Annotated in this window: 28 protein-coding genes; 15 read left to right on the forward strand and 13 right to left on the reverse strand. The window is 48.6% G+C overall.

All coding sequences use genetic code 11. The annotated features are described in order from the left end of the window. The 3 genes from DSM117340_RS06470 to DSM117340_RS06480 form a co-directional block, all read right to left on the reverse strand. The gene (locus DSM117340_RS06470; RefSeq protein ID WP_354689998.1) at positions 1-267 is read right to left on the reverse strand and encodes a hypothetical protein; all 267 of its coding nucleotides are present in this window, start codon (positions 265-267) and stop codon (positions 1-3) included. Positions 268-344: 77 nt separating this feature from the next. Then, the gene (locus tag DSM117340_RS06475; RefSeq protein WP_271551498.1) at positions 345-683 is read right to left on the reverse strand and encodes a hypothetical protein; all 339 of its coding nucleotides are present in this window, start codon (positions 681-683) and stop codon (positions 345-347) included. Between the two features lie 227 nt (positions 684-910). Continuing rightward, a complete protein-coding gene (locus DSM117340_RS06480; RefSeq protein WP_354689999.1) occupies positions 911-1,417 on the reverse strand; it encodes a hypothetical protein in 507 nt (168 codons plus the stop codon). 118 nt (positions 1,418-1,535) lie between these two features. On the opposite strand from DSM117340_RS06480, the gene DSM117340_RS06485 reads away from it, so the two are divergent. Continuing rightward, positions 1,536-2,519, forward strand: a complete 984-nt coding sequence (locus DSM117340_RS06485; protein ID WP_354690000.1) for a WYL domain-containing protein — start codon at positions 1,536-1,538, stop codon at positions 2,517-2,519. Positions 2,520-2,591: 72 nt separating this feature from the next. Here DSM117340_RS06485 and DSM117340_RS06490 read toward each other — a convergent pair whose 3' ends face one another. After that, on the reverse strand, positions 2,592-3,770 hold the full coding sequence (locus DSM117340_RS06490; RefSeq protein ID WP_354690001.1) for a tyrosine-type recombinase/integrase: 1,179 nt from the start codon (positions 3,768-3,770) through the stop codon (positions 2,592-2,594). Between the two features lie 98 nt (positions 3,771-3,868). Here DSM117340_RS06490 and DSM117340_RS06495 point away from each other — a divergent pair, with 98 nt between their 5' ends. Both DSM117340_RS06495 and DSM117340_RS06500 read left to right on the forward strand, forming a co-directional pair. Continuing rightward, a complete protein-coding gene (locus tag DSM117340_RS06495) occupies positions 3,869-4,120 on the forward strand; it encodes a helix-turn-helix domain-containing protein (protein ID WP_354690002.1) in 252 nt (83 codons plus the stop codon). 88 nt (positions 4,121-4,208) lie between these two features. Then, positions 4,209-6,365, forward strand: a complete 2,157-nt coding sequence (locus tag DSM117340_RS06500; RefSeq protein ID WP_354690003.1) for a flagellin — start codon at positions 4,209-4,211, stop codon at positions 6,363-6,365. Positions 6,366-6,561: 196 nt separating this feature from the next. Here the strand turns inward: DSM117340_RS06500 and DSM117340_RS06505 are convergent, their stop codons facing one another. Then, positions 6,562-6,930, reverse strand: coding sequence for a hypothetical protein (locus DSM117340_RS06505; protein ID WP_354690004.1), 369 nt, complete (start codon positions 6,928-6,930; stop codon positions 6,562-6,564). Positions 6,931-7,134: 204 nt separating this feature from the next. Here DSM117340_RS06505 and DSM117340_RS06510 point away from each other — a divergent pair, with 204 nt between their 5' ends. The 3 genes from DSM117340_RS06510 to DSM117340_RS06520 all read left to right on the forward strand — a co-directional run bounded on the left by DSM117340_RS06510 (position 7,135) and on the right by DSM117340_RS06520 (position 9,243). Continuing rightward, positions 7,135-7,737, forward strand: a complete 603-nt coding sequence (locus tag DSM117340_RS06510; protein ID WP_354690034.1) for an IS1595 family transposase — start codon at positions 7,135-7,137, stop codon at positions 7,735-7,737. 51 nt (positions 7,738-7,788) lie between these two features. Continuing rightward, entirely contained in the window at positions 7,789-8,184 is a 396-nt protein-coding gene (locus tag DSM117340_RS06515) for a hypothetical protein (protein WP_062214777.1), read from the forward strand. Between the two features lie 126 nt (positions 8,185-8,310). Next, positions 8,311-9,243, forward strand: a complete 933-nt coding sequence (locus DSM117340_RS06520) for an ion transporter (protein WP_062214779.1) — start codon at positions 8,311-8,313, stop codon at positions 9,241-9,243. 273 nt (positions 9,244-9,516) lie between these two features. Here the strand turns inward: DSM117340_RS06520 and DSM117340_RS06525 are convergent, their stop codons facing one another. Then, positions 9,517-9,984 (reverse strand): DUF1566 domain-containing protein, encoded by a 468-nt coding sequence (locus DSM117340_RS06525; protein ID WP_062214781.1) that lies wholly within the window; start codon positions 9,982-9,984, stop codon positions 9,517-9,519. Between the two features lie 198 nt (positions 9,985-10,182). Here DSM117340_RS06525 and DSM117340_RS06530 point away from each other — a divergent pair, with 198 nt between their 5' ends. The 3 genes from DSM117340_RS06530 (at position 10,183) to fliD (ending at position 13,910) form a co-directional block, all read left to right on the forward strand. Then, a complete protein-coding gene (locus DSM117340_RS06530) occupies positions 10,183-10,944 on the forward strand; it encodes a MotA/TolQ/ExbB proton channel family protein (RefSeq protein ID WP_062214783.1) in 762 nt (253 codons plus the stop codon). 47 nt (positions 10,945-10,991) lie between these two features. After that, positions 10,992-12,221 carry an OmpA family protein gene (locus DSM117340_RS06535; protein ID WP_354690005.1) on the forward strand — a complete coding sequence of 410 codons (1,230 nt, stop codon included), beginning with the start codon at positions 10,992-10,994 and terminating at the stop codon, positions 12,219-12,221. Between the two features lie 69 nt (positions 12,222-12,290). Continuing rightward, positions 12,291-13,910, forward strand: a complete 1,620-nt coding sequence (fliD, locus tag DSM117340_RS06540) for a flagellar filament capping protein FliD (protein ID WP_354690006.1) — start codon at positions 12,291-12,293, stop codon at positions 13,908-13,910. Positions 13,911-13,929: 19 nt separating this feature from the next. Here the strand turns inward: fliD and DSM117340_RS06545 are convergent, their stop codons facing one another. Continuing rightward, positions 13,930-15,033 carry a sigma-54 dependent transcriptional regulator gene (locus DSM117340_RS06545; RefSeq protein ID WP_354690007.1) on the reverse strand — a complete coding sequence of 368 codons (1,104 nt, stop codon included), beginning with the start codon at positions 15,031-15,033 and terminating at the stop codon, positions 13,930-13,932. A 202-nt stretch (positions 15,034-15,235) separates the two neighbouring features. Here DSM117340_RS06545 and DSM117340_RS06550 point away from each other — a divergent pair, with 202 nt between their 5' ends. Continuing rightward, complete coding sequence (locus DSM117340_RS06550) at positions 15,236-15,625, forward strand: hypothetical protein (RefSeq protein WP_205623923.1); 390 nt, start codon at positions 15,236-15,238, stop codon at positions 15,623-15,625. Between the two features lie 77 nt (positions 15,626-15,702). Next, complete coding sequence (locus DSM117340_RS06555; RefSeq protein ID WP_062214791.1) at positions 15,703-16,275, forward strand: sel1 repeat family protein; 573 nt, start codon at positions 15,703-15,705, stop codon at positions 16,273-16,275. An 8-nt stretch (positions 16,276-16,283) separates the two neighbouring features. Here the strand turns inward: DSM117340_RS06555 and DSM117340_RS06560 are convergent, their stop codons facing one another. The 6 genes from DSM117340_RS06560 to DSM117340_RS06585 all read right to left on the reverse strand — a co-directional run bounded on the left by DSM117340_RS06560 (position 16,284) and on the right by DSM117340_RS06585 (position 19,800). After that, positions 16,284-16,688, reverse strand: a complete 405-nt coding sequence (locus DSM117340_RS06560) for a hypothetical protein (protein ID WP_062214793.1) — start codon at positions 16,686-16,688, stop codon at positions 16,284-16,286. Between the two features lie 37 nt (positions 16,689-16,725). Beyond that, positions 16,726-17,007: a hypothetical protein gene (locus DSM117340_RS06565; RefSeq protein ID WP_062214795.1), complete on the reverse strand. Its 282-nt coding sequence runs from the start codon at positions 17,005-17,007 to the stop codon at positions 16,726-16,728. A gap of 31 nt (positions 17,008-17,038) precedes the next feature. After that, entirely contained in the window at positions 17,039-17,338 is a 300-nt protein-coding gene (flgM, locus tag DSM117340_RS06570; protein WP_062214797.1) for a flagellar biosynthesis anti-sigma factor FlgM, read from the reverse strand. Between the two features lie 34 nt (positions 17,339-17,372). Beyond that, complete coding sequence (flgA, locus tag DSM117340_RS06575) at positions 17,373-18,104, reverse strand: flagellar basal body P-ring formation chaperone FlgA (protein ID WP_354690008.1); 732 nt, start codon at positions 18,102-18,104, stop codon at positions 17,373-17,375. After that, positions 18,101-19,174 (reverse strand): hypothetical protein, encoded by a 1,074-nt coding sequence (locus DSM117340_RS06580; RefSeq protein WP_354690009.1) that lies wholly within the window; start codon positions 19,172-19,174, stop codon positions 18,101-18,103. Before DSM117340_RS06580 ends, flgA begins: the two co-directional genes overlap by 4 nt. Positions 19,175-19,251: 77 nt before the next feature. Continuing rightward, complete coding sequence (locus DSM117340_RS06585) at positions 19,252-19,800, reverse strand: LPP20 family lipoprotein (RefSeq protein ID WP_354690010.1); 549 nt, start codon at positions 19,798-19,800, stop codon at positions 19,252-19,254. A 262-nt stretch (positions 19,801-20,062) separates the two neighbouring features. Here DSM117340_RS06585 and flhA point away from each other — a divergent pair, with 262 nt between their 5' ends. The 4 genes from flhA to DSM117340_RS06605 are packed head-to-tail and all read left to right on the forward strand — an operon-like array spanning position 20,063 to position 25,252. After that, complete coding sequence (gene flhA / locus DSM117340_RS06590; RefSeq protein WP_354690011.1) at positions 20,063-22,225, forward strand: flagellar biosynthesis protein FlhA; 2,163 nt, start codon at positions 20,063-20,065, stop codon at positions 22,223-22,225. 11 nt (positions 22,226-22,236) lie between these two features. After that, on the forward strand, positions 22,237-23,715 hold the full coding sequence (locus DSM117340_RS06595; protein ID WP_354690012.1) for an AAA family ATPase: 1,479 nt from the start codon (positions 22,237-22,239) through the stop codon (positions 23,713-23,715). Then, positions 23,712-24,521 carry a P-loop NTPase gene (locus DSM117340_RS06600; RefSeq protein WP_082388993.1) on the forward strand — a complete coding sequence of 270 codons (810 nt, stop codon included), beginning with the start codon at positions 23,712-23,714 and terminating at the stop codon, positions 24,519-24,521. The genes DSM117340_RS06595 and DSM117340_RS06600 overlap by 4 nt, the downstream gene beginning before the upstream one ends. After that, positions 24,518-25,252, forward strand: a complete 735-nt coding sequence (locus tag DSM117340_RS06605) for a FliA/WhiG family RNA polymerase sigma factor (protein WP_354690013.1) — start codon at positions 24,518-24,520, stop codon at positions 25,250-25,252. Before DSM117340_RS06600 ends, DSM117340_RS06605 begins: the two co-directional genes overlap by 4 nt. Positions 25,253-25,296 lie beyond the last annotated feature (44 nt).

Here is a 25,296-nt window from a genome sequence, read left to right on the forward strand (position 1 = left end):
TTATATGCGCTTTGCTGGGTTGTAGAATTTGTCAGCTACGTTTGCGAAGCTGTAGTTGCGCGCTCGTTGGCGCGCTGCATATCGCTTAGAAGTGTAAGCGTTCATATTTTGAAGAAAGCTCAACTCATCTGAAGTTAAGGTTTTACCTTCTTCATGCTTGTGTTTGATTTTATTCCAATGAGGTTTCTGATGCTCTGGTATTGCTCGAGCATAGGTTCCTGAGACAATTCCTCTTATTCTAAGATGTTCACTTATTTTATAATTCATTATTTGTTCCTTTTAATTGGGCATGCGGAGAACCGCCATGCTGAGGACGGTTCTAATATCTTCTGAATTGAAACTTGTTAGCATTGCTCATCCAAGCTTCCGCGAAAGAAGATCGGTTCAGCATCTAGTTTGGATGCTGCATAAATTAGTGTGGCTGTGGTGTTGCGTGCGGCTTGGCAATAGCTCACCTTCCAGGTGGGTAAGAAAAAGCTAATTCTTGCTTTGACCGCATCTAAATCGTCTGTCTCAATCGTGAGATGTATATGTGGATCGTGTTGATTGAGTGCATTTGTTTTATGAAGATTTGCAGCAACTGAATTTGGATGCGTCGCACGTTTGATAGCACGTACATACTGAGCCACGTGTTGATGGAGAGATGGTTTTTGTGTTCTCAAAGTTATGAAATATGTTGCCATGCTCAATATTACCAAATGGGTTGGCAAATTGACCAATTTTGGATTTTAGATTTGCAGCAAAAGTCAGATAAAAATTCAAGTTTTCTTACTGCTTCGCTGGGAAGTTGGCGCTTAGATGCAAGTCTTGCAACCGCCCCCGTGAGCAAAAGAAAAGGCCGCGTGTAGCGGCCATTATCCATTAAGGATTTGCTCATCGACCTAAGAGGTGGAGCTATATTTTGTGAGGCTTATTTCACAACCTTCAGGTTCGCAGCGGGCGTAATCACTGTTTCACGGACAATTGGTTCACCGTTTGTGTTTTCATCGGCTTTGTCGCTTTTGCAGCTGATTGCATAGATAGCCTGATCGCTCAGTTTTTTGATATGATCAGCGATGATCTGGTCAAGTTCGCCATTAATAATCATTTTGCGCAACTCTTGCAGATAACCGAGTGCGTCGGCCAGTGAAGTGAAGGCGCGGAAGTCGAGCTCTTCAATGATTTTAGCGTTTCGCTCACCATATCCAACTTTAATGATGAGGTTTCCTTTGTATTTGTAAGCCATGGGGGCTTTGCAGTCATCTTTTTTGGTGCGTCGCAGATCGGTTATTCCCTCAAGCTTTGCAATTGTTGCGTCCAGGCGGATAAGCATTTCGTTCACCGCACTGGTGAGTGTGCGCTTGTGATAAGCTACCTTTTCGACAGGTACGATTGCTGCGTGGCCAAATTTTGCGTTCAAGCGTGTGATTGTAGACATGGTAAGTTCCTTTCGGTTCGATTTAGATTTGAGTGTCGGCTGCTGTGTGCCTCCGATGAATTAAATTTACCGCACTATTCCCTCACGTTTCGGGGTAATAGATTTTGTGGGGGATGATGTGGCGTATTCTAAATATAGAGATATTTCTGAACTTACGGCTTATTTAGGTGCGTATTCGCGAGGCGTAACCATCACTCAAATGATGGAATATCTGCATAAGAGCCGCGCTAGCGTTGAGAGAATGCTCCTGATTCTCCAAAATATGGATTTGGTAGAGGAGGCTGAGCGAACAGATTTCGACCATCACCTAACTAAGCGTTGGGTTCTTACGGACGCTTATGGTGCAAAGACTGCAATGATCACTAGCCTTGAAACTGCTGAGCGTCTCGATCTCGAGCGGTTGCTTAGCGCGCAAAGTGATAGCCCAGCGCGTTCAGGCCTTGCCAAGCTGCTGTCGAAGGGATCACGGCTTAGTCTGTCTGGTATGTTTGATTTAGAAGAGAGCATTGAGCGAGATGCGACTGTTGGCAGAATTGGACCGTCTAATGATGTATCGTTGGATGTGCGAAATACGATTGATTATGCAATTCGCGCGTTTCAAAAGCTGACGTTTTCATACGGTGCAGACAGTGAGAAATATCGGGAGGTGAGTCCTGCTGGGCTACAGTTTGGCCGTTTTGTATACTTGGTGGGCTTTGAAGACGCGCAAACGCCAAAGACCTATAGGCTAGATTTAATTCGCAATATCGAACTCTCGAGCCAAGCATCTGAATTGCCTACAACATGGAGCTTCAAAGACTGGAGTGCGAGCAGTTTTGGTGTTTATCACGGAGATGAGCAAATCAAAGTTGTGCTACGCTTTGATGCGTCAATTGCAGAACGCATTTCAAAGGTGCGATTGCACAGCTCGCAAATTAACACCGTTGAAAAGGATGGCAGTGTCACCGTGTTGCTGAGTTGTTGTGGTCACCGCGAACTATTGCATGAGCTTATGCACCCAGATTGGGCAGGACGCGTGAGCATTGTGTCTCCTGAAAGCCTCAAAGTGGAGCTAGAACAATACGTCGCGGCTGTCATGAAAAATAACGCTGCTACTATGTGAAACAACGCTCTTACTATGTAGAATAACGCTTTTACTATGTAAAATAACGTATAAGCGTAAATTTTTTGGTACTTAGTATGCGTCGATCTCATAGAAGTTAGAGGCTTCAACTACGCTAGCCTTTAATTTTTCCTGAGAAAGGTGTGCGTAACGCATTGTCGTGACAACGGACGAATGTCCCAGGAGGGCTTGCACCTCATAGATTGAAACACCACGGTTCACCAAGGCACTTGCAAAACTATGTCTTAGGTCATGGATGCGAACGTCTTCTAATCCAGCCATGCGTCGAGCACGATAGAATGGCTTTTGGATTGTTGTGTATGCTTGCATGGTGTGAGGGTTAACAAAGACATATGGGGTAGGGGCCTGATTTAGGTGTTCTTGCTGCCAGTCACGTACGTTTTGCAGAATATCAATTGCTCGTTCAGACAAAACGATCGTTCTTGGTTGTCCAGATTTTGTTAACGGTACACGCCATAGGCGTTGGTCAAAATCGATATGTCGCCATTCTGCGGAAAGAGCTTCGCCAACCCGAGCTCCGGTGAGCAACAAGAACGCCACAATGTAGCATATGGTTTGATTGCGGCTTGTTTTTAGCGCTTCGAAGAACCGCTCTGTTTCCTCCTGTGTTAGGAAGCGTTCTTTTTTACTTGTATTCGGCAACAGTGAAATTTGTAGATCTGCTCGTTTTGGTATGTGTGGGATCCTTAAGTTATTGGCAAAATCAAAGACACGGCCCAAAATTACGAGGCGAGCGTTAATGCTACTAGAGCTGCATCCTTCTTTGATTTGATTAGTTGTAAATCTCTGGATTTCGCTTGGTACAATTTGGTTTAATTGGCGATTGCCAAAATGTCGTTTCAGGTGGTGGTCGAAGTGTGCTCGATCGTGCCGCCAGCTTTTCTTTCTAAGTTTGATGTGTGGGAAATAGTAATCTTGAAAGAAGCTACTGAAAGTTGGCACGTGACGTTGTGCGCGTTGCTCCTCCTTAGGGTCTAACCCTTTAGCAACCATATTCCTGTAATCTGCATAGATTTCTAAGATGTCGTCTAGGCTAAGAACTGGGTACCTACCGAGCATAATGATCTTAGAGCGACCTAGGTGTCTAAATCTAAAATGAAAAGCTTTCCGCTTCATGCCTGAGTAAAAGTACAGACTGGGGTAACGGGCATCCTTATATATTACGGGAATTTTAGATTTGCTGTGTGGAATGCGTCTCAAATTAGCTTCTGTGAACTTTATATTAGACATAAGGTCTCCATAAATAGCCATAAAGACTAATATATTGTCGTGATGGACTATGAGCAAGGGTATTAGTAATAGTTAGGGAAAGTTACATAGGTTGATTCATGCTCTCTATTACGCCCAGACAGCTCGCCGCCGCGCGGGCTTTAGCAGGCCTTTCTCAGTTACAGTTGGCGGAGCTAACGAGTGTCAGTCTTGGAACAATCAAGCGCATTGAAGCAGCAGCTAGCCAAACGGGCAGCTTCGATGGATTGCGAGTTGCTACTCTTCAGAAGCTAGTCGATGGTTTTGCGACCGTTGGGGTAACCTTTGACATGGCAGACGGGCGGCTGGGAGTGTCTATCCGTCAGGAATGACGTTTGGGCGTTATATTTCTAGCTTAAGCAATTTCTAAAATCTTCATGCATTGTTTAAAATCAATTGCTTAAGCGCAGTTCGGCTTGGATGAATCCGCGCAATACCAACACCGCGTCCATCAACGCTCAGATGAACTTGAGCAAAGTGAATAAAGAGATGGAATCTGCGATGGCTCAGCTGTCGTCGGGTAAACGCATCAATACTGCGTCTGATGATGCTGCTGGCATGGCGATCGCTTCGCGGATGAATGCGGAAATTACAGGGATTAACATGGCCATCCGCAATGCCTCTGATGGTCAGGCGTTGATCGACACCGCCGAAGGCGCGCATGTCGAAATTGAGAATATGTTGCAGCGCGCTCGGGAACTGGCGGTTCAGGCATCGAATGATACAAACAGTGATGATGATCGTGCTAGCCTGCAGCTTGAAATTGATCAGATCCTGACAGAGATTGATCGTACCGCGGCTAACACCTCTTGGGCGGGAAAAACGCTGATGGGTGGTGAAACTGGTGGTGCTTCAGACTTCACTTTCCAGATTGGAACAGGCGACGCATCGTCTGATCGTGTAGCTGTTTCAATCGGCGACACTTCATCAACAGCACTTGGTATCGGTGTCAGTGGTGGTTCATCGGGGGGCCGTACGTCTGGCCCGGCGGGCCTACTAATCGATGGAGGTCGTGTTACCGTTCAAGGAAAACCAAAACAAGGGGACACCTTCGAATTTTCGATAAACGACGTGGAAGTCGATATAATTTTTAGTACAACAGATCAATACACTGATGATGTTGCAGGTGTTGCGGCCCAACTTAAAGACGATATTGATGCGTTGGTCGCTGCAGGGACACTATCTGCTATGACAGTCACTAATAACGGTGATGGCACTCTCGATATTGTTCAGTCATCTACACCAGTCCTTACCTCCGCTACTGTGACTGATGGGGATTCTGGAGGTGACACTGCATCTATCTCGGGAAGTACAATTACTCTAAGTGGGGACTATGATAACACCACTGCAGTCGACGTGGTCGCTGTTGTAATAAACGGTATTACGGCAACATATACGCAAAGCGCTAGTGACGGTTTTGACGATGGAATTCTTGGTGCAGCTGCAGGGTTGAAATCTGCTATCGAAAATACGAATGGTCTTGAAAACGTGATCGTAACCGACAATGGCGACGGGTCACTGAGTTTCGCTCAGTCAACCACTCCTTTCTTGGAGTCAGCCGAGGTAAATCTTACAACCGATGAAGCCATAGCACTTGCTTATGACGATGCAGCAACCAGCAGCACTGCTGGGGTAATTACAATTTCGGGTGGATTTGTGGCAGGTCAACAGATGTCGTTTGATTTGTTCGGTGAAACTGTTTCCTTCACAACTTCTGAAGACGATGGCTACAGCGATACTCTTGCAGGTGTTGCGAACCAACTGGCAGTTGCAATTAATAATGCTGGCATCAGCGGTATAAGCGCTGCAAAAGACGCTAGTGCCAACACAGTAACCATCACAGCTGATGTGATTGCGGGTAATGGCGTAGTGAATAGCGGTGATGAGTTCGTCGTTACGAGCGTAGGCGCACAGGCATCTGCAACGATTGAAATTTCTGGGACTGATGTAGGCAACGGTGGTACAGCTACAGCTGCTTCGTATGCGGTTGGTGATGCCTATACTTTCGAAGTTGCGGGCCAGGAGTTTTCAGTTGTAGTTGGAACTGATGGATATACAAATGATCTTGCCGGTTTGTCTGCACAAATGAAAGACACAATTGATGCAGCTGGTATTGTTGGGTTGACTGTGACTGCCAACACAGCAACTACTGCAGGGGTTTCTCTGACACGTACTCTGACAGGAACAACAGCAAATCAGGGTGGTTCAACTGTTGTTACAAATATTCAGTCACTTGCTGCTGATGAGGTCGCCGAAGCAATAAACACTGGCGCTATTAGCGTATCCAGCGCCACAAATGCGGCTGATGCAATCAAACGCATAGACGCTGCATTGCTTCAAATCAACACTCAGCGTGCAGAACTTGGTGCGGTTTCTAACCGGATGGACCACACGATCAACAACTTGTCGAATGTCTCAGTCAACCTTCAATCTGGTATGAGCCGCATTCAGGATGCAGACTTTGCTAAAGTGACTGGTGAGCTGACCAAGTCGCAGATCATGAGCCAAGCGGCAACAGCAATGCTGGCGCAGGCGAATGCTTCGAAGCAAGGTGTACTAAGCCTGCTGCAAGGCTAAGAGTATCTATCAAGACACTGAAAAGGCCCTCGCTTTGCGGGGGCCTTTTTGATTCACGCATATCTTAGATAAAAAACGTTAGATGCTAACAATAAATGTTGAGATACTAGCTACAAAGTGGGAGATGCTAGAGCGCCTTAGTGAGATGCTAGATCTGCGCTTTACTACGTCCTTTCGCAACTTTGTTGAGTTTCTGTTACAATTTTTTAGACGGGCGGCGGGGCAGTAAAATGCGTGCTGCAAGTGCTGCGCCGTGATGCTGCCAAAACTGGTTGCGGTTGGTGATGACACGCGGTGCTCCGTTGCGCAGAGCGGTATGAGCGATTGAGCGTGTGCGTGATTGCAGTGCAGCGGTTCCCGCTGCGACACGTTCGGGCCATGGCTGTCCACGGGGTGGTGCCGTGTAATGAGCAGACGCAGCGGCGTCTGCGGCTGAGAGCACACTGCGTACAATGTCAGGTAGTGGTTCTGCAGCTACAAACATGCTGAGCGGTGCTATGCCTGTGTCTGAATTGTTTTGAGCCAACGAGATGCGGGTTCCGTCAAAACGCTCAAGCTCTCTCAAGTTTGCGATTAATGCTTCTAATTGCTCGTTTCCTTCAATACGTACGGTTGCCTTGATTGATACAACAGGGTGAACTCCTTTTATAATTTATAGCTTAAAATAACTTAGGGGCTGTCCTAGATAACCCGATTAAGGGGTTTCAAAGGGACTATGAGAAAGAGTCGTATCAACCAATCGAAGCAAGGCCGCTTGATTTAACAATTTATAGCAGGAACCACGGCGCGAACGGCGGCCAGCCTCGTCGGCGTGCATCGCAATTCCGCAGCCTTCTACTTCCACCGTCTGCGCGAGGTTGTCGCGTACGAGCCAGAGGCTGAGAGCGAAGCCATGTTAGGTGGCGAGATTGAGGTTGACGCGAGCTACTCTGGGTGTCGCCAGAAAGGCAGGCGCGGACGCGGCGCTGCTGGGAAAATCCCTGTATTTGGTCTACTCAAGCATGGTGGAAAAGTTTACACACGCGTGATCCCAGATGCGGCTGGGAAGACGCTGGTGCCCATCATTGAACGTAAAGTGACGCCCGACAGCATCGTTTATTCACACAGCTGGCGGGGATACAACGCGCTTGATTTCAGCTCGTTCAAGCACTTCCGTATCAATCATTCTGAGCTCTTTGCAGAGGGCCGAAATCACATCGATGGCATCGAGAATTTTTGGAACCAAGCCAAGCGTCATATGCGCAAATTCAACGGTGTCCCGAGAGAGCATTTTGCGCTATATTTGAAAGAATTCGAGTGGCGCTTCAACACACCTGACCCAAAGCGCCAGTTAACGACACTAAGACAATGGGTTAGGAAGAATATGGGCTAATTATCTAGAACAGCCCCTTATTTGTTATTAGGATATCTGGGAGGTGGTAGAATGGCGCTTAAGACTGGGGCACTGCTTGCTATACTCGGGGTAGCTTTAGTTGGGGTGTATATGCTCATGACAATGCCACAATTTCTCAATGTCACACCTAAGCCGGTCGTTGCTCACGTGCAGTTAGTGAACAACTGCCCACTGCGCGAAAGCGCCTTTAGGGTGCAAGATTTGACAACGGGTAAGATTACGGCTTTTTCTGGCGGTTATGCCCGCGTAAATACAATCAATACCCATTACTTAACGCTGTCTTTGGCAAAAAAATACGAGGGTGTGGTATTTTCGGGAACCCCCGTGCGCGTCACAGGAAACATGACGCTTACGGCTGACTGTCAGACCTCGGAAAAAGAGAACGCAACATTCCAGTCATTACGTGACTCATTGGGTGGACAATAAATGGGGCGTCAAGATAGGGCAAATTCAAAGGATTATCCAAATATCTTGGAGAACTCATATTTTTTATTATTAGGTGCGAATTTTTGTTAATTAACTCATGCGCTGCTACTGAGGGAGGGTCACGTCATGGGTACTGCGTACAGACGCATTCAAAACAGATGCGGTACAGTCCTACAGCACGCTAAGCATGGTGACAAAGGCAGTAGATACGTCGACTACTTTTTAGCGACCCTTGTCATCATTAATATTGTTGCGATCGCTTTAGAGTCTGTTGCGTCGATTTACGAACAGTTTGGAGCATATTTAGACGCAATTGAAGCCGTCAGTATTTTAATCTTTTCAGTTGAGTATGTGCTGAGGATTTGGAGCGCACCTTTGCCAATAGCATTGGCGCCTAATTTTTCAGTCCGGCTCAAACAAAGGTGGGCCTACATTACGAGTTTCAACGGTATCATTGATCTGGTTTCAATACTGCCGTTTTATATCCAAGCCATCTTCCCTTACGTGGATCTACGAATACTTCGCGCATTTCGTCTTTTGCGCATTTTGAAGCTTTCAAACTATAATTCCGCGCTGGAAGACTTGTTTGAAGCCATCATGGAAGAACGAAGGTCATTCTATGCGGCTTTGTATTTGTTTGTCATCGTGTTTATCGTATCTTCCTCACTCATGTATTTTGCCGAACATCGCGTTCATCCTGATGGATTTAAATCTATACCAGGGTCAATGTATTGGTCTTTGATTACACTCACCACCGTTGGCTACGGTGATATCACACCCGTTACGGTCGCAGGTAAGATTATTGCATCAACAGCTGCGATATTTGGCGTGATAGTTGTCGCTCTCATCACTGGGATTGTTGTGTCCTCTTTCAATTCTCAAATGGAGCGGCGCCGCTTGATATTTGAAGATCAGGTGCGATTGTTCTTGCTTGATGGAATCCTCGATAACAATGAGGAACGAGCGCTTGAAGTCCTGCGCAAAGAATTTGGGATGTCAAAGCGACGAGCGGATGAACTTGTGCAGCAAGTCAGGGCAACAAAAGCTCACGGGCCGTGAGGAGGTAGCTTCAGACAGGAGGCGCTCATTTGTTTAAGCGGCAGCTCCGACAGGCATCCACGTTATGTTTCTTGAGAATGGGAGTGCAACTATTTCTTGTGACCGAAACCCTTCCCCCGTTTTTGTCAGAGGTATTGGGCAAGCATGTCTCGGGAAGGGAATGAGATATGTCCTGTGCTTTGGTTGCGCCGCCAAACGGAACTCAACAGCACCCGCGAGGCCAGAACGGATATCAACGCTATGTGAAGCCTTCAAGCCAAAAGACAACTGATATTATCTATCCGATACAAGGCGCACCGCCAAACGTTGCTCGGGGAAGAAACGTCCATAGCTCTCGCCTGTCATGAAGCTGATACTCCAACGGTTGCGCGGTGCCACCCAGTTCTTACTTGACGTCCAATAAGGCTCTGCAGCCGTGTTGGGAAACAGTACAGAATCAATTTTTGTACCGTAACAGGTGTCGCAGACAAGCGTTTGCAACTCTGATTTTGTGGGCAAGCGCCAGCTGCCCCCAAGCTGAGTGTTGGCTTGTGCAATGGCCTGTTCAATCTCATTATAATTCAGGCGTTGTGCCTCTCCAATGCAGGTTAGCTTGTCTGGTTGCCATCTTTGCCCTAAACTACAGCGTAACCAACTTATTTTTTGCACCAGGTCGTCTATAATGTGTCCGCGGGCGTAATACTGAGCCGAAGCTGGCTGACAGGCCAATATAGCTATAATAGCAAAAACAAAGCGCAACATAGTTTTCTCCGCGGTGTTGTGGCATTTCAATTAAAACAGTAAATTGCAAGATTTGAGCCAGAGTTTGACATACTGCATTTCTAATACCATTAAATAGTTTATAAATCTTAAAATAAAAGCTGAACCGCTCAATGCCTGAGGGCAAGTTGGCATGAAAGTTGACAGTAATCTTAAGAATTTGACGAAAAGGCACAGTTTATGGATCTGGCATCACTGATTGGACTTATTGGCGCGATTGGCATGATTGTCGGCGCGATGCTGTCGGGTGGGGGGCTTGGCGCATTTATTGATGTGCCATCAATTCTCATCGTGTTTGGGGGCACTTTTTTTGCGGCAATGTATACAGCACCGTTACCTGTTTTTTTGGGTAGCTTTGGAGCTATGGCGAAAACATTCTTGCCGCCTGTGAAGAAAATGGACGAAATGATCGAGCGCATGATCGAGCTTGCTACTATCGCGCGCAAGGACGGTATGATGGCGCTGGAGGGGCAACAAGTTCCGGACAAATTCTTTGAGAAAGGCCTTCAAATGTTGGTTGATGGCGCGGATGAGGGCAAGCTTGTTAAACAGCTCAATCAAGAGATTAAGTCGATGAAAGTGCGTCATGAGCAAAATCAGGGGTGTATCAAGGCCTGGATTGACCTTGCCCCAGCGATGGGAATGATTGGAACACTGGTGGGCCTAGTTTTGATGCTGGGAAACATGGCCGACCCCAAAGCTATTGGTCCGGCGATGGCGGTTGCTTTGTTGACTACGCTATACGGCGCGTTCATTGCGAACGTGCTGTTTATGCCCATGCAGACCAAGCTCGAAGGTTACACCGCTTACGAAGTAACTTACCGGCAAATGGTGATTGAGGGATTGCGCGGGATCGCGCGCAGCGAAAGCCCACGAAACATTCAAGACCAGATGGCAGCAAACCTGCCACCAAAGCTGCAAGCTAAACTTGAAGCTGCTTAACCAGTGCCGTCGAGAGTTTGAAATGCTGAGCTTTTAAGGAGTAAACCATGGCCGACGCAGTCGATATGGAAACAGAACAGGAAGAGGAAGAGGAAGAATGCCCAAAGTGTCCTCCAGTCGGGGCGCCCGCGTGGATGGCAACATTTGCCGACATGGCGACTTTGTTGATGGCGTTCTTTGTTTTGATCTTGTCTTTTGCTGAGTTTAACACACCGAAGTTTAAAATGATTTCAGGCTCTTTGAAAAACGCTTTTGGTGTTCAAAAAGTTGTGCCTGTGGTCGAACAACCCAAAGGAACAACCGTTATTTCTATGGAGTTTAGCCCCTCACCGAGCCCTTCGGTGACACAAGAAATGACACAGGAAACCACTGAGGTGCAGAAGCCTGAAGTCCAGGTTGATAGTAAGCAAGAAGATGCCGTGGATGGCGATAAGAATGATGATTTCGGTCAGCAGGAAGGCTCTGGCAACGCTGGGGAGACAGAGGGGCAAAAAACGGCTGCAGAAATGAACGCCGCTGAGCTTGGTGAAGCGTTGAAAGAAGCTATTGCCAGTGGCGATGTCTCTGTTGAAATGATGGGCGAGAACGTTGTGATCAACTTCCCATCGGATAGCATCAAGGAAAAAGACTTGCCAAGTTTGCTTGAGGATACACTTGCGGCTTTGGCTGAAGCACGCAATGCAAGCGGACAGGCTGAGAGTGAGGTATTGTTTGGAGGGTTGGAGCAGCAGCTTAAGGAATTATCCGAAGCTGCGAGTGCCGACCGTGACAGTACTGGCCCATCAGAGCAAACAATTGTCGAGCAACAGCAAGAGCAAGCGGCGATACAAAGTGCTACCTTAACTCAAGATCGCTTGGCTATCGCGCTTGTCGAAGAGATTTCTCAAGGCTTGGTTACAGTTGAGCAGCGTGAAGGCTCAGTCTTTGTGACTGTTGGTGCGGGGGGAGCGTTTCCTTCGGGTTCAGCTGATCTCACACAAGCTGCAAATGAAATTTTGAGCCGCGTTGCATTTGCTTCGATGGAGGGGGACAGCGAAGTCACTGTAACGGGACATACAGATGATGTGCCGATTTCAGATGGAGCTTTGTTCCGTGATAACTGGGATTTGGCCGCGGCGCGTGCGGCGAGTGTTGTCCAATCGATGCAAGCGACCGGTCTTGTGGCCCCCGGAAAAATGAAAGCGGTTAGCTTAGGCGAAACAGCTCCTTTGGAGAGCAATGCTACCCCTGAAGGACGCGAAAAGAACCGCCGGATTGAAATTGAGATCAGCTATTAATACTGACGTTCTTAACAGATCGATATTCGCGTCGTTTAAGATGATATGGTGAGGAAGGAGACGAAAGCGATGACGGTAGATTATCTAAGCACGCTCAATTCAAAAGGTTCGGGCCTCAACATTACGCAATTGGTGGGAAGTATTGTTGATGCTGAAATTGAGCCTGCGAAGGCGCTTGTGAACGATAAATCAAGCGCCAATGACCTTTCTGTATCAGAAGTGGGCATGATGCGTTCGCGGATGAGCGCCTTGCAGACTGGGCTCCAAAGTGCGGGCACAGGGGGGCTATTTAAACTACAGAGTTCTAACGACGCTGTGTCGATGACAGTGACGGATAGCAGTGCGTTGAGCCCTGGTGTTACGCAGATTGGCGTGACGCAGTTGGCCAGTGTCCAGGTGTTGGAGTTTAGCGGCTATAGCGCGGCGGACGCCACTCTGAGCGCAGGTACATTAACAGTGGAGGTTGGCGTCTGGGAGAATGGCACTTTCAGCGCTAACGGCGATCTGGACTCACGTATCATTACATTAAGCAGTTCGAGCACCTTGAGTGATCTGGCAGCAGAGCTTGATGGGCTTGATGGCATAACGGCCCAAGTTGTTGATAAAGGGAATGGGACATTCTCGTTAAGTGTGGTGTCGAAGATGGGCAAGGAAAACGCCTTGCGTTTCACCGCGTCAACGGGTGGACCAGTTGATTTTGACACAACGGATGGCACAAACGAGGTAACGGCTGCTAGTAACGCAAAAATCGTGCTGAACGGCATCACGCTGGAGCGCCCTAGCAACAGTTTGAGCGACATTATGCCAGGCATTGAGCTGACGCTTGCATCGGTGACGAGCAGTGCGGTAAACTTGAACATCATACAAGACAGGGTCGGCGCAACGGCGCAACTGCAGGCTTTGGTCTCCGATATTAACACTTTGCGCAGTTATCTGGATACGGCGACAGCACGGGGCCTCAATGGCGCTGCCCCAGGCGCCTTGGTGGGAGATGCGGGTATTGCGGCAATTAAGCGGGAGCTTTCGGCTCTGACGACTGCGCCTCTGAACGGATTTGGCAGTGAGCCGCTATATCTTTCTGAAATTGGTGTGCGGACTGAGCTGGATGGAACTTTGAGTTTGGATGAAGAACGTCTGAACTATATGTTTGAAAATGCTCCTGAAAAATTTCAGGCTGTTTATCAATCTCTAAATACAATCGAGCAGAGCAATTTGAGCCTTAGCTTTGGCCTCAAGTCGCAGCCCCCAGAAGGCGTTTATAATTTTGTTTATGATTCTGATATTGAAGCTGCCACGATAAACGGACAGGCTTTGTCTTCGCGCACCAATAGTGAGGGCCAACTGGAATTCTACCGCTTGACGGGTGATTTTGACGGTATCACAATTAAGGTTTTAGAGGGCGTACCCTTGGACAGCCAAGTCTATATAGGTGTCTCGCTTGTTGATAAGTTATCCAATTATTTAGAGGATGTATTGGGAAAGCAAGGCGAGATCTCGGCCAAAGAGACCTATTTTAGAGAAAAAGCGACTGAGTATACCGAGGCTTTGTCTGACTTGGATGAACGTGCTGTGGTGCTGGAAGCGCGTGAATTAAAGCGATTTGCCAAAATGGAGCAGATGGTCACGCAGTTGAAGTCTACAGGGGAATATATCACCACCATGATGGACGCTTGGAACAAGTCTGATTGAGGTGAGGTGTTTGATTCAATCAAGCGTCTTGTTTTTTATCGATCACCAGCTTTTTCATTTTTTCAATCAAGGTTGTGCGCCCAATGCCAAGCTTGTCAGCTGCGTGGCTGACCATTCCGTCGGTGACGCTGAGAGCCGCTTCAATTAAAACGACTTCAATGTCGCGCAGGTGCCCGCGCAAATCTATATCGTCATAGTGCGAAAACCAGGGTTTATAGTCTTCTGGTTTTGGCGGCTCTGTCATGAAAACTGCAAATTCGGGGCTTGGGTTTCCGAACAAGTCGCTTGTTGCTTCCCATAGAGAATCTTGCTCGGCAGGCACGAGCTCGCTTGGGAGACGTAGAGAGAGCAGGTTTTCACGCACATGTTGCCCGGTTACCTCGCGGCCATCAAACAAGGCGAAAGCCCGTTCGATAACATTGCGCAACTCTCGCACGTTGCCTGGCCAATTGTAAGACAACAGAGCTTTTTGGGCGCTATCAGAAAAAATTGGTGGCTTACACGATGCGTCACGCGCGTACCTTTTGGAGACCAATGCATTGAGCAGAAGAATAATATCTTCAGTTCGGTCAGCGAGAGCTGGAACCACAATTGGAAAAACATTTAGACGATAAAAAAGATCAGCGCGAAAGCTTCCGGCTTCTACCATGTCCAATAGGTTTTTATGCGTTGCGCAGACCAGTCTGAGATTAAGTTTCACATCATCATTCCCCCCGACGCGCTGCACTGTGTGGTTTTCAAGAACACGCAGAAGCTTAGTCTGTAGACTTAGGGGCATGTCACCTATTTCATCTAGAAATAGAGTGCCGTCGTGTGACTGTTCAAATCTTCCAGTACGCCGTCTATCGGCACCTGTGAATGCACCTTTTTCATATCCAAACAGTTCAGATTCCATCAGTTCTGCTGGGATCGCGGCACAATTCACAGCTACAAGTTTGCCGGTGCGCCCACTGTCTTCATGCAATGCCTGCGCAACAAGCTCTTTGCCAGCTCCTGTGGGGCCAGTTACCAAAACTGGCCCAAAAGAGGGTGCTATGGTTTCTATCAAGCGCTTCATTTGCTGAGTTGCGGGAGCTGTCCCGACTATAATCTTAGAGGTAGCCGAGCGTAACTCTTGGGGCATAGTTTGAGGTCCGTATGACAATTGGATTTTAGCTATCTTTGAAAAAAAATCTAACTATCATATACTTAAATTTCTAATGATATTTGTTGTTTTGAGAAGTAAAAAATAATTTTTTGGAGGTATTTAACTGCGTTATATTAATATGCTAACATGTAACTGTTACTCAAGTCTACTTTAGTTTGGGGACGGCAGAGAGCGAACAATGACACCTGGAAAATCGACAGCTTTGGTGCCCGTTTCAGGCACGAAGAACACTTTGGCAAAGCATGGCTCGCGCCTTCGCGCTCAGCCTTTATTGGCTGGCGAAGATGTAACGCTTCATAATCGTGAAGAGGTGCGTAAGCAACTACCAGATATTCTGGGCAGGGCTCTGGCCCGTGCTTGGCTTGACCCAGAATTTGAGCACCACTTCAGCACAAGGCCTTTGGTCGCGCTGGAAGATGGTGGTGTGCATTTACCGTCAACCATGCTGATAGAAGTCACAAAGTCGGTAGCTGATCGGCCGAAGATAGTGGTTTATGAGCAACAGCCAGGATCAAAGTTTAAGTCGCGCGTTCTGTATCTTCAGCTGGTGATGGTGGCTGGAAAGTGACTATGTCGGCTATATTTTTTCGAAATGGTGCTTTAGCTTTCCTCTTATGCCTGAGCGCACCTGAACCTGCATTTGCGATGGACGAAGACACAGATGCCGCGTTTGATCTGGCGGTGGAGGCGGTGCACGCGCATAACTACTCCGAAGCCATTGAGGGTTTTCGCCCACTTGCCGAGCATGGAGCCGCAGATGCGCAATTTAACATGGCCTTGTTGCTAAAAGCGGGTTTGGGGCAGCCTCGCAACTATCTTGAAGCATATTACTGGGCTGTATTGTCTGATTTGGGTAGCGAGCGAAGAGCGAAAGCGTTGGTATCTGAGTTATCAGATTTTCTACCAGTTGAAGCGCGCGAGGGGGTTTATAACCGGTTGCTCGAGCGTCTTGAAGGGCAGTTGGAGGCGTCAGAGCGCTCTGCGATTATGAAATATGCGCGTTTGAATGCCGAGTTTTTGGAAGAGCCTAACTTAGAGCAGGCATATATTTGGTATTCCATCGCGCAAGCGCTTGGCATCCATGGTGGTGCTGCTGGTAGCGCGGATTTATCTGACCAACTTGAGCCTGACGCATTAATTGCGGCTCAGACGAAAGCAGCAGATGCTTTCAGTGCTTCATTGTTCTCGCAACCAACAGCATCCTCTGTTTCTGAGTGATCTTCAGCTTAGGTGAGGGGATTTGCGGGATCAGGTGACTTTTTTGAATGAAAGCGGACGATGGCGCTGATATCAATTGCAGAAAGGCCTGTCTCACGCGCGATGTTCTCAGAGCTCACCCCTAGTTCTGCAAGTGCGATCGCCTCCTCAAAGCTCTTCTGCGCTGGTCTGACAACGGGCTCTACTTTTACATGCTCTTCTTTCAATTGTCTCGTGCTGATAGATTTGATTTCGTTGCGCAAAGTGTTGACGGCACAACCCACAGTTTGTTCTGTCTGCACGTGGGTTTTTGCGATGCTTTTATTGAGACGACCATAAAGTCCTAATGATACCAACACGTTTAGAAAGGTTAGCGTAACTGCAAAGGCTACGATAAGGAAAGTGTCTTGTGTCAGTAAGGCTTGGGTCATCATTGGCTTGCTCCTGTAGTAGAGCGCTTGATTAACCTCTCTAATCGTCCTGTTTTTGTGGAACGAAGGCTGCAAGCGCTTGACGCTTCAACTGCAAATTCTGTTCCAAAGACGCGATGTTAGTGATTAATTTTTCGATTTCGGATTTTTTTTCTGCACCTAAAGGCAGAGCAGCTCCACCCGTGAGAGCAGGCGCCAGACCGTCTGACAACAACGTCTGTATTTCCTGCCAGTTCTCAGACAACACAGCGGGGTCTCCCGAGGAGAGGCTTGCGTCTTCTAGTAGTTTTTGGAGACGTACAAGAGCTTTTTCAAGCTGCATTATGCGGCCCTTTTGCTCAGTTTATTGACCATCACCCTTTCATCTCGATGTAGCTTTCCATCAGGCGCTCTGATACCAAATCGAGATTTATCGGATATTTCCCGTCTGCGATCGCTTGTTTAATACGCGATACGGCTTCCATATTTATTGGCGGTGTTTGCGCAAGTGCAGACACTGATGCCTTTACTGAAACCTGGCTATCTTCTGCTGCCTTTGGAGCATCGGGCACTGCGCCCATGCTCGCAACGGCTGAACGACTGGAGGCAGTATTGGCGTCTTGCGGCGCCGGTGCTACCATTTGCCTTACATTTTGTTTAATTGAGTCAACCATGACATCCTCCTGATAAATACTTAACGACCTGATATCAGTTAATATTAGCAATCGGCGTAACTTTTTTTGAATTTTCGACTAAGGCACTGATTTTTCTGCCAGAACGGGTGTTTATAACTTCGATGATATCACCAATTTGGGCGTTTTCAAGTACTTCTCCAACGCTGGATACCTCAAAGCCACCTACTTTTTGGACAATGTTTACAGGCTGACCAACTTCCAGAGTCCACAGATGTTCCAGGTGGCGCGCCTTGATGGGTTGCATCGCGCTCAGGTTTTGTTTGGCGCGACGGCCGATAACATCTTCAGGACGAAAGAAACCGCCCACCCTTTGGCCCGAGGACAGTTTTGTGAGTGCCACAATATCGTCGGTTATAACAGCGCCTTTTTTGACACTTGCGAGCAGCACTACGACTTCGGGTCCAGTTTGGGCTGTCTTGTCAGGCGAAACGGCAGCTCGTGGGCTGACTTGTCCCGTGCGTACAATGATGTGCCAATCCCGGCCCTTTTCAGGGCAGGCAACTCTGGCGGTCTCCCAGCTGTCATCGAATTTTGGTGTGACCTGAAGAGGGCTTGAGCAGCTGAAATATCGGCGCCTTTCTGAAACTTGGGGATCAGAGGTGATATTATGTTGGGCCAGCTCAGTCAGGATTGCCGCTTTGATATCTGCGCCTGTCACCACATCACTGGCTAATGCAGTGAAGGGCATCAACGTGAAGACCAAGCCCATCAGGCTTTTTGATCTGCGAATATTTGTGAGCCTCATTGCTTTAGCTCCATGAATTTTACACGCTTCCCTGCAAGCTCGATGTTTTTGCGCGTGCTATCAAGTGGCCGCAGTGTAGAGCTATGAGGGGTGAGAGCAACAATCTCGAGTATTTCGTAGGCAGTGTCATCGCCCTCGGTATAGGCAAGGTGAAACTTGGTAAGGCCATCATTAAGGCCGAACGGCAGAACCAGCGCGTCATTCTGCGCCTCAAGACGAGCAGCTAGGGGCTGACAGGCGCGTTCTGTTAGCAAGTCTTTTGCCATTTCACTCAGACTTTCAGCAATAGCGTCGGTTGTGTCTTTGCGCGGATTGCTCGCACTCTTGGCCAATGCCGCGATTGCGCTACGTGGTTGAAGCGGCAGTACCAAACTGCGTTTGGCTGATAACGGTGGGACGTCACTTAATCCGCTGTCGAGAAAAACGGTGAGTGTGACAGGCAAAAGGTTTGTCATAACCGTTGTACTAACGGCATGAACTTTGATGTGAGGGCGTAACGCCAGGCTTTTGGCGGTTGTTTTTGCTTGTGCAGATACGCCTTGGGTGAGGGAAGCATAGTTAAATTCTGACGATAAGGTGCTGTTAGTGGTGGCTGTGACTTGGTTTTGAAGCCGTACGTTAACGTTGTCCTGCGCCATCAAACTGTTCATTAAGGCTTCGGTTGTTGGCCCTCTGAGGGCCATCAACCATGGGGGGGCCTGGTGATCAACATTTAGTGTCGGTGGAAAAAGTGCGATGGTTAAATCTGCCCGCCGCTCGCAAAGGGCAGGCGCATCAAGCTCCCCTACAACCGCGCGGATTTTGACAGTTGATGTTTTTGAGTTAGTCTCGGCACCGAGTACGGTGTAATCCAGTATCTTGGCATCTGGGCGCACCAGCAGCACATCACTTGTCATCACCGATTGCGATACTGCTGTGTAGGCATTTACCTTGGCTCCGCCTTTCAACGCCGCTAGGTATAGCGCTTGTTGCAGTGCTTGGCGTTCAAGCTGCGTATCCGACGCGGCGCCTGTTGCCACAGCCTGTCCTGTAGTCTCAACTGTTATCACGCCAGCATGCGCCAATTGCATATGGTCAATTCCACCCAATGTCGCAAAACAGAACGCTGCGAACTTTAAGGTTAATGAGAGCTTAACTCGAAGCATTTTTAGAACCGGCGGTGAGCTTTGAGAACTTGGGCAACCGTTGCACGGTCAATCTCAAGGTGAACAGCGTATGTATCGGCGCCCTTGGGCTCAATCTTAACTGTCCGCGCCCCGCGAATGGCGCCTGCAACGCTTGCTCGCATGGTATCGGATTGTAGTACGCTTTCTGAGAGCTGTGTCTCACTCACAATCGTGAGGCCATGGATCTGCTCGGCAAGTGCGCGCATTGCGTCCATGCGAGCGGCTCGTATCGCCATCAATCTACGCTGGTTGAGCGTTTTGCCAGGTTGTGAAGAGATCACAGAGTAACCCACAGAGGAAATTGTTGGAGTCGGTGCTGTTTTGACGGTTGCGACGTTCAAAACCTGCCGTGTGTGCCCGAGTTCACGTGACTGAGATTCTGAAGTCAACTGTGCCGCGGATTTTCCGGCGCCGGGGCTCAGCATATTATCAAGCGTCATCTGGCAGCCTGATAGAAGGCCGGCGACAAGACCCAAACATGCAAGCTTGCGTAGATGGCGGCGGGTGTGTGGTTGGTGAATGCTGCGCATTGAGCGGCTCCTGTAAAGTGGTCGTTGCCCAGTCTTTGCAGGAATTGTGCCAGCTTAGCGTTTACCCATCGCTCAGAGTGTTCTTTGGCTTAGGAGACACTAGTTGGCATAAGCTTTGCATACCTGATGCTACAGAGGTTCATACCGCAGAACAAGCAAGGCGATTGGTTTTGACAGATAGGATGAAAATAAAGCCTTTTTATGGTTTTCAGGGTGCGGTTGCGCGCCATATCTGTCGGCTTTTTGACGGGAGGGGGCTGTCATGGATTTGACACGCAACGCCGCACTCGTAGACGACTTTAAGGCAGCCCTGGGGAGTTCTGTGCTTCCCATTGGTATCTTGGTCTTGGTCGCCATGATGGTATTGCCTTTGCCTGTCTTTTTACTCGACACGTTCTTTGTGGTTAACATCGTGCTTTCGCTTTTGATCCTTATGGTTGCATTGCACACGCATCGTCCGTTAGATTTTTCATCATTCCCTAACCTTATTTTGATCGCAACTGTCTTGCGTCTGGCCTTGAATGTTGCATCCACACGCGTGGTTCTGAGCGAAGGGCACACTGGCGCAGATGCGGCAGGGCAGGTCATAAAGGCTTTTGGCGAGTTTGTTGTAGCGGGAAACTATGCTGTTGGTATTTTTGTCTTTATTATTCTTGTGATCATCAACCTTGTGGTTATCACCAAGGGTGCAGGCCGCGTCTCTGAAGTTTCTGCGCGCTTCACCTTGGACGCTATGCCAGGCAAGCAAATGGCGATTGATGCAGACCTGAACGCCGGAATTATGACGCCAGAAGAGGCCACGGCGCGCCGTCAGGAAGTGGCGGATGAGGCCGACTTCTATGGCTCGATGGATGGTGCCTCCAAGTTTGTGAAGGGTGATGCGATAGCTGGTTTGTTGATTTTGGCGATCAATATTGTTGGCGGCCTCATTATTGGTGTTGCACAGCACCAAATGGCTGTGGCTGATGCTGCACAATCCTATATTTTGCTCTCCATCGGGGATGGTTTGGTTGCGCAAATTCCGTCGCTTCTGCTTTCGATTGCCACTGCGATCATCGTGACTCGCGTGTCTTCAACTCAGGATATGGCCCAACATATTGGTGGTCAGGTAAACTTGTCGCGTGCTTGGACTCCTACAGCAGCTGTTATTTTTATTCTTGGCCTAGTGCCCGGGATGCCGAACCAATTGTTCATGTTGTTTGCGGCGGCTGCGGCCGCGGCAGCATATTTTGCGCGCAAGTCAGAAGACTTGAGCGAAGCAGAGGCCGACTTGGAAGCGCAAGATGGTGGCGCGGAGGAGGCCACAGACTCTGAGACTGTGTTGTTGGCCGATGTCACAGATTATTCTGCGGTTTCTATGCAGCTTGGGTATGGGCTTATCAGCCTTGTTGATGAAGAACAGTCAGGCCCATTGGTAAGTCGCATCACAGGGATAAGGCGTGAAGTGTCGCGGGGTTTGGGTTTTGTTATCCCTGGTGTGCGTATTCGTGATGATCTTGCGCTTGAACCAAACCAGTATCGCATTCGGATTGGTCAGACGATTGTTGGTGAAGATGTTGCTTACCCCGACCGCAAGCTTGCTTTGCCGGGTGATGGATCCCTAGTGAAAATCGAAGGCATCGAGGTGAAGGACCCCTCGTTTGGAATGGACGCTGTTTGGATTAGGCCACAGCAACAGGCCGAAGCCGAAGCCAACGACTACGTGGTGATCGAACCTGACTCCGTTATCTCAACGCATCTTAGCCAATTGCTAAACAAACACGCCGCTGATTTGATCGGCCAAGATGATGTTCAGGCGCTGCTTGATCAATTGGGGGAAGCGAGCCCTAACCTGGTTAAATCTATCGTACCAAAGCTGGTGCCTTTACATGTGCTCACGCTTGTTCTGCGCCGCTTGTTGTCTGAGCGGATTCCAATCTCTGACTTGCGCCGGATCTTGGAAGGACTGTCAAACCTTGTCGGCCCCAACATGGGCCCAAACGACATGGCGGAGGCATTACGCCCTAAGTTGGTACCCTTACTTATCCAGCAAGTGTCGCCTTTGGGAACCGTGCTGCCTTTGATGACACTCACGCCTGAGCTTGAGCAATTGATGTTGCGAACCGTGCGCCAAAACGGAGAAGACGGTCTTGTGCTCGAAGGCAGTCTGGCGGAACAGTTGATGCGGTCTATCAACGACAGCAGTGAAAAACTGAGCGCTGCAGGGCGCCCAACTATTATGGTGGTCGCCCCGCAAATCCGCCGTGTGTTTTCAGATTTTGTGCGCGCGCATATACCAGATATGATAATTTTGAGCTTTACCGAACTCCCCGAAAATCGCCGTGTTGAAGTCTATGCCTCAATTGGCAGCTTTGATGCTCTTGGCGCGGAGGGCAATCCATCAGCGGTTGCCTCTGAGCTTCAAACTGAACCTGAAACCGTCTGAGGTATTAAACTATGCCAACAATTACAGTTATGGCGCCTGATAGCGCCCTTGCAATGGACGAAGTTATACGCCGATTGGGCGACGGCGCTTATATTTTGTCTACGTGTCAACAAGATGGGATGATCCAAATTAAGGCGACGAATGATCCAATGAACGCTGTTCCAAGACGGGCAAGTGCCGTTCAAACCGTATTTGAAGATGAGCTTGAGCATCATTTTTTGGGGGGGGCTGGGCCGCGTGTGTCTGTAACTGTGAATGAAGGCGCACCTCGGTCTAGGGCGTCGGAGCGCCCTAAGCTTGTGGCCATTTCCGGAGAACGCGTAAATGCTGAGCCATCAGGTGCCCGTTTAGGAAATGCTTTTGGTGCAAAAGAACTTACCGACATTGAACACACTGATACAATTAGGCTACCACGCTGGTGGAGCGAAAAACAGTCCAAAGAGGCAACCAAACAGCCAGCCGATCTGTTGCGACCCTTAAACGCCTTATTGGACAAACCGCCTGAGCCGTCAGAAACTATCAAGGCTCAGGACGTTGCACAAGAGGCCGAACCAACAGCTTTGGAGACAGAACACACACATGAAGCTGTGAACTTTGCTGAGCAAGAGCCTTCCGTTGAAACGCGACTACGGCGCTTAGAAAAAGCCTTAGGTCTGGACCCAATGGAGTCTCGGTTGCCTTCCAACAATCACACCCATTATGTGGGCCAAGACCTGCTTCGGAACGGAATTTCTGCTCCTTTGCTTGCCGCTGCCTTGAATGAATTGGCCTCCTTTGAGGAGGCCGAGCAACCGATCTCACAGAGCGATGTGGTCAGTTTGTTGGCTGAGAGGATGGTTTCTTCTCAGGCCAGCTTGGCGCTTGATGCAGATGTCTTGTTTGTCATCGGGGTGTCGGGCAGTGGAAAGACAACATTGGCTGCAAAATTCGCTGCATTGCTTTCCGAAACGCGGGAAGAGCGCGCAATTGCGCTTATTGATTTGCAGGATGCAACTTCATCCCGGATGGGCCTCTTAACCCACTTGGGACGCCTCATTAATGTGCCTGTCCGCGAATGGGACACTGAGCGAACAGAAAATTGGGCTGTGCCCGGCGCAGGCCAAAGCTTGATTGTGGATGTTTCGTGCTCGCTTGAGGAATTGCAAGGTCTTTGGCCGCTGCTTCAAGCCAAATTTGAAGGCAAACGTTGTCATACTGTTCTTGCGCAAAGCAGTGGAGCATCAATTGAGCGTATTGAGCAAGTCTTGGACGCTGCAGCTGACCTCAAGCCAGAGGTGGTTTTGACAAAACTGGATGAATGTGAATGCTCGTTGGTGGAGCTTTCAGCTGTGATGACAGGTCAGGCCAAAATAGGCTGGCTGGCTGGCACACGCTCCTTGGTTGGAAACCTTGCCCAAGCCAGTGCTTTGATTATGGAACAATATATTTTGGGATGTTTGACGCAAGAAAATCAAAACACCCATGAGGCAGAATTGGAAGCATCTGAATGACTCATTCTATTACAATTGCGAGTGGGAAAGGGGGAGTAGGGAAGACCTGCGTCGCGGTTAACCTTGCGATTATGTATGCGCGTCTAGGGCATCGAGTATGTTTATTTGACGCAGATTTTGGTTTGGCAAACTCACATATTTTGATGGGAAAAAACGCTGCCAAGACCCTTCGGGACTCCTTGGTGGGCGGTGTGCCTCTGGTTGAAGTGATTGAGCGTGGCCCGCAAGGTGTTCAGCTATTGGCTGGCGGTAGTGGGCTGATTGACATGATGCATATTGATGATACCGCCCGGTTTCAGCTTATTCGAAATGTTGATGCACTTAAAGATAGCATTGACATTTTGATTACGGATGCGCCCGCAGGGGCGAGTGAAAACGCACTGTCTTTTGTAGCTGCCTCACAACGCGTTTTGGTTGTTGTGGTTGCTGAGCCAACGAGCTTCATGGATGCTTATGCAATGATTAAAGCTGCAAACGCTGAACATGGTCTGCGTCACTTTTCGGTTGCGATCAACATGGCACATGACAACGTCGATGCTCGGCGTAACTTTGAAAAATTTAATGCGATTGCAGCGAGGTTTTTAGATGTCGAGTTGAGCTATGCAGGACATGTACCGTTTTCGGCCGCAATGCGGCGCTCCATTGTGCAGCGCAAGCCATTGCTGGCAGCAGAAAACAACACTCCCGATAAGGAGTTGCTTGCATTTAAGGCCGTGGCCCAAGCTGTATTGAAGGCACCTATGAATACCTATGAGGGCATCCGCTTTTTTGCTGATAAAGACTCTGAGCGGGAGACCGTGGGATGACACTGCGTGGGCAATATTCAGAACAAAATCCAAAGCCTGAGGTCCTGATCGAGGCCGAGCTACAGACTGTTCGGCGCATCGCGTTTTACTTTCATGGCCGTGTCAAAGGTGCAGTGGAGGTCGATGATCTCGTTCAAGTTGGGTATCTTGGATTGATTGATGCGAGCCAGAGATATGTGAAGAAGGCGGGCGTTACCTTCAGCAGCTATGCAAAAATTCGCATCCGTGGAGCGATCGTTGATTATCTTCGGCGCAATTCAAATTTATGCCGGTCCACGATTGCGATGAAGCAAGAGGTGAACAAGGCGACTTTGGATTTGGAGCGCAAGCTTCAACGTGCTCCGATGGATGAAGAGATCGCAAATGAGTTGCAGCTTAGCGTTGAAGAGCTACGCAAATGGCAGCAAGCATTCGAAGCCAATTTACACCAATCGATTGATGAAGTCCACGATGAACACTCAATTTGGTTTGTGTCTGGTGACGCCAATCCCGAAGAGGCATTCAGTAACCAAGAGGTCAAGCGTGGCCTGCGTGGAGAGTTGGCAAAACTATCCGAGCGCGAAGCAATGGTGATGCAGCTTTATTATGTTGAAGAGCTTAATGTGTATGAAATCGCTGAGATTTTGGGAGTTACAACTGGGCGTGTTTCACAAATCAAGAAAGCTTCGATAAGCAATTTACGAGCAGGTATGCAAAGCTTTCTTGGGCAGACGGAAAATAGCAAAGTATAAGGATTGAAATCTCCAAGTAAATAAATGGCGCGCAACGCTCGCCC

The organism is Lentibacter algarum, assembly GCF_040580765.1.
GTDB classification, from domain to species: Bacteria; Pseudomonadota; Alphaproteobacteria; order Rhodobacterales; family Rhodobacteraceae; genus Lentibacter; species Lentibacter algarum.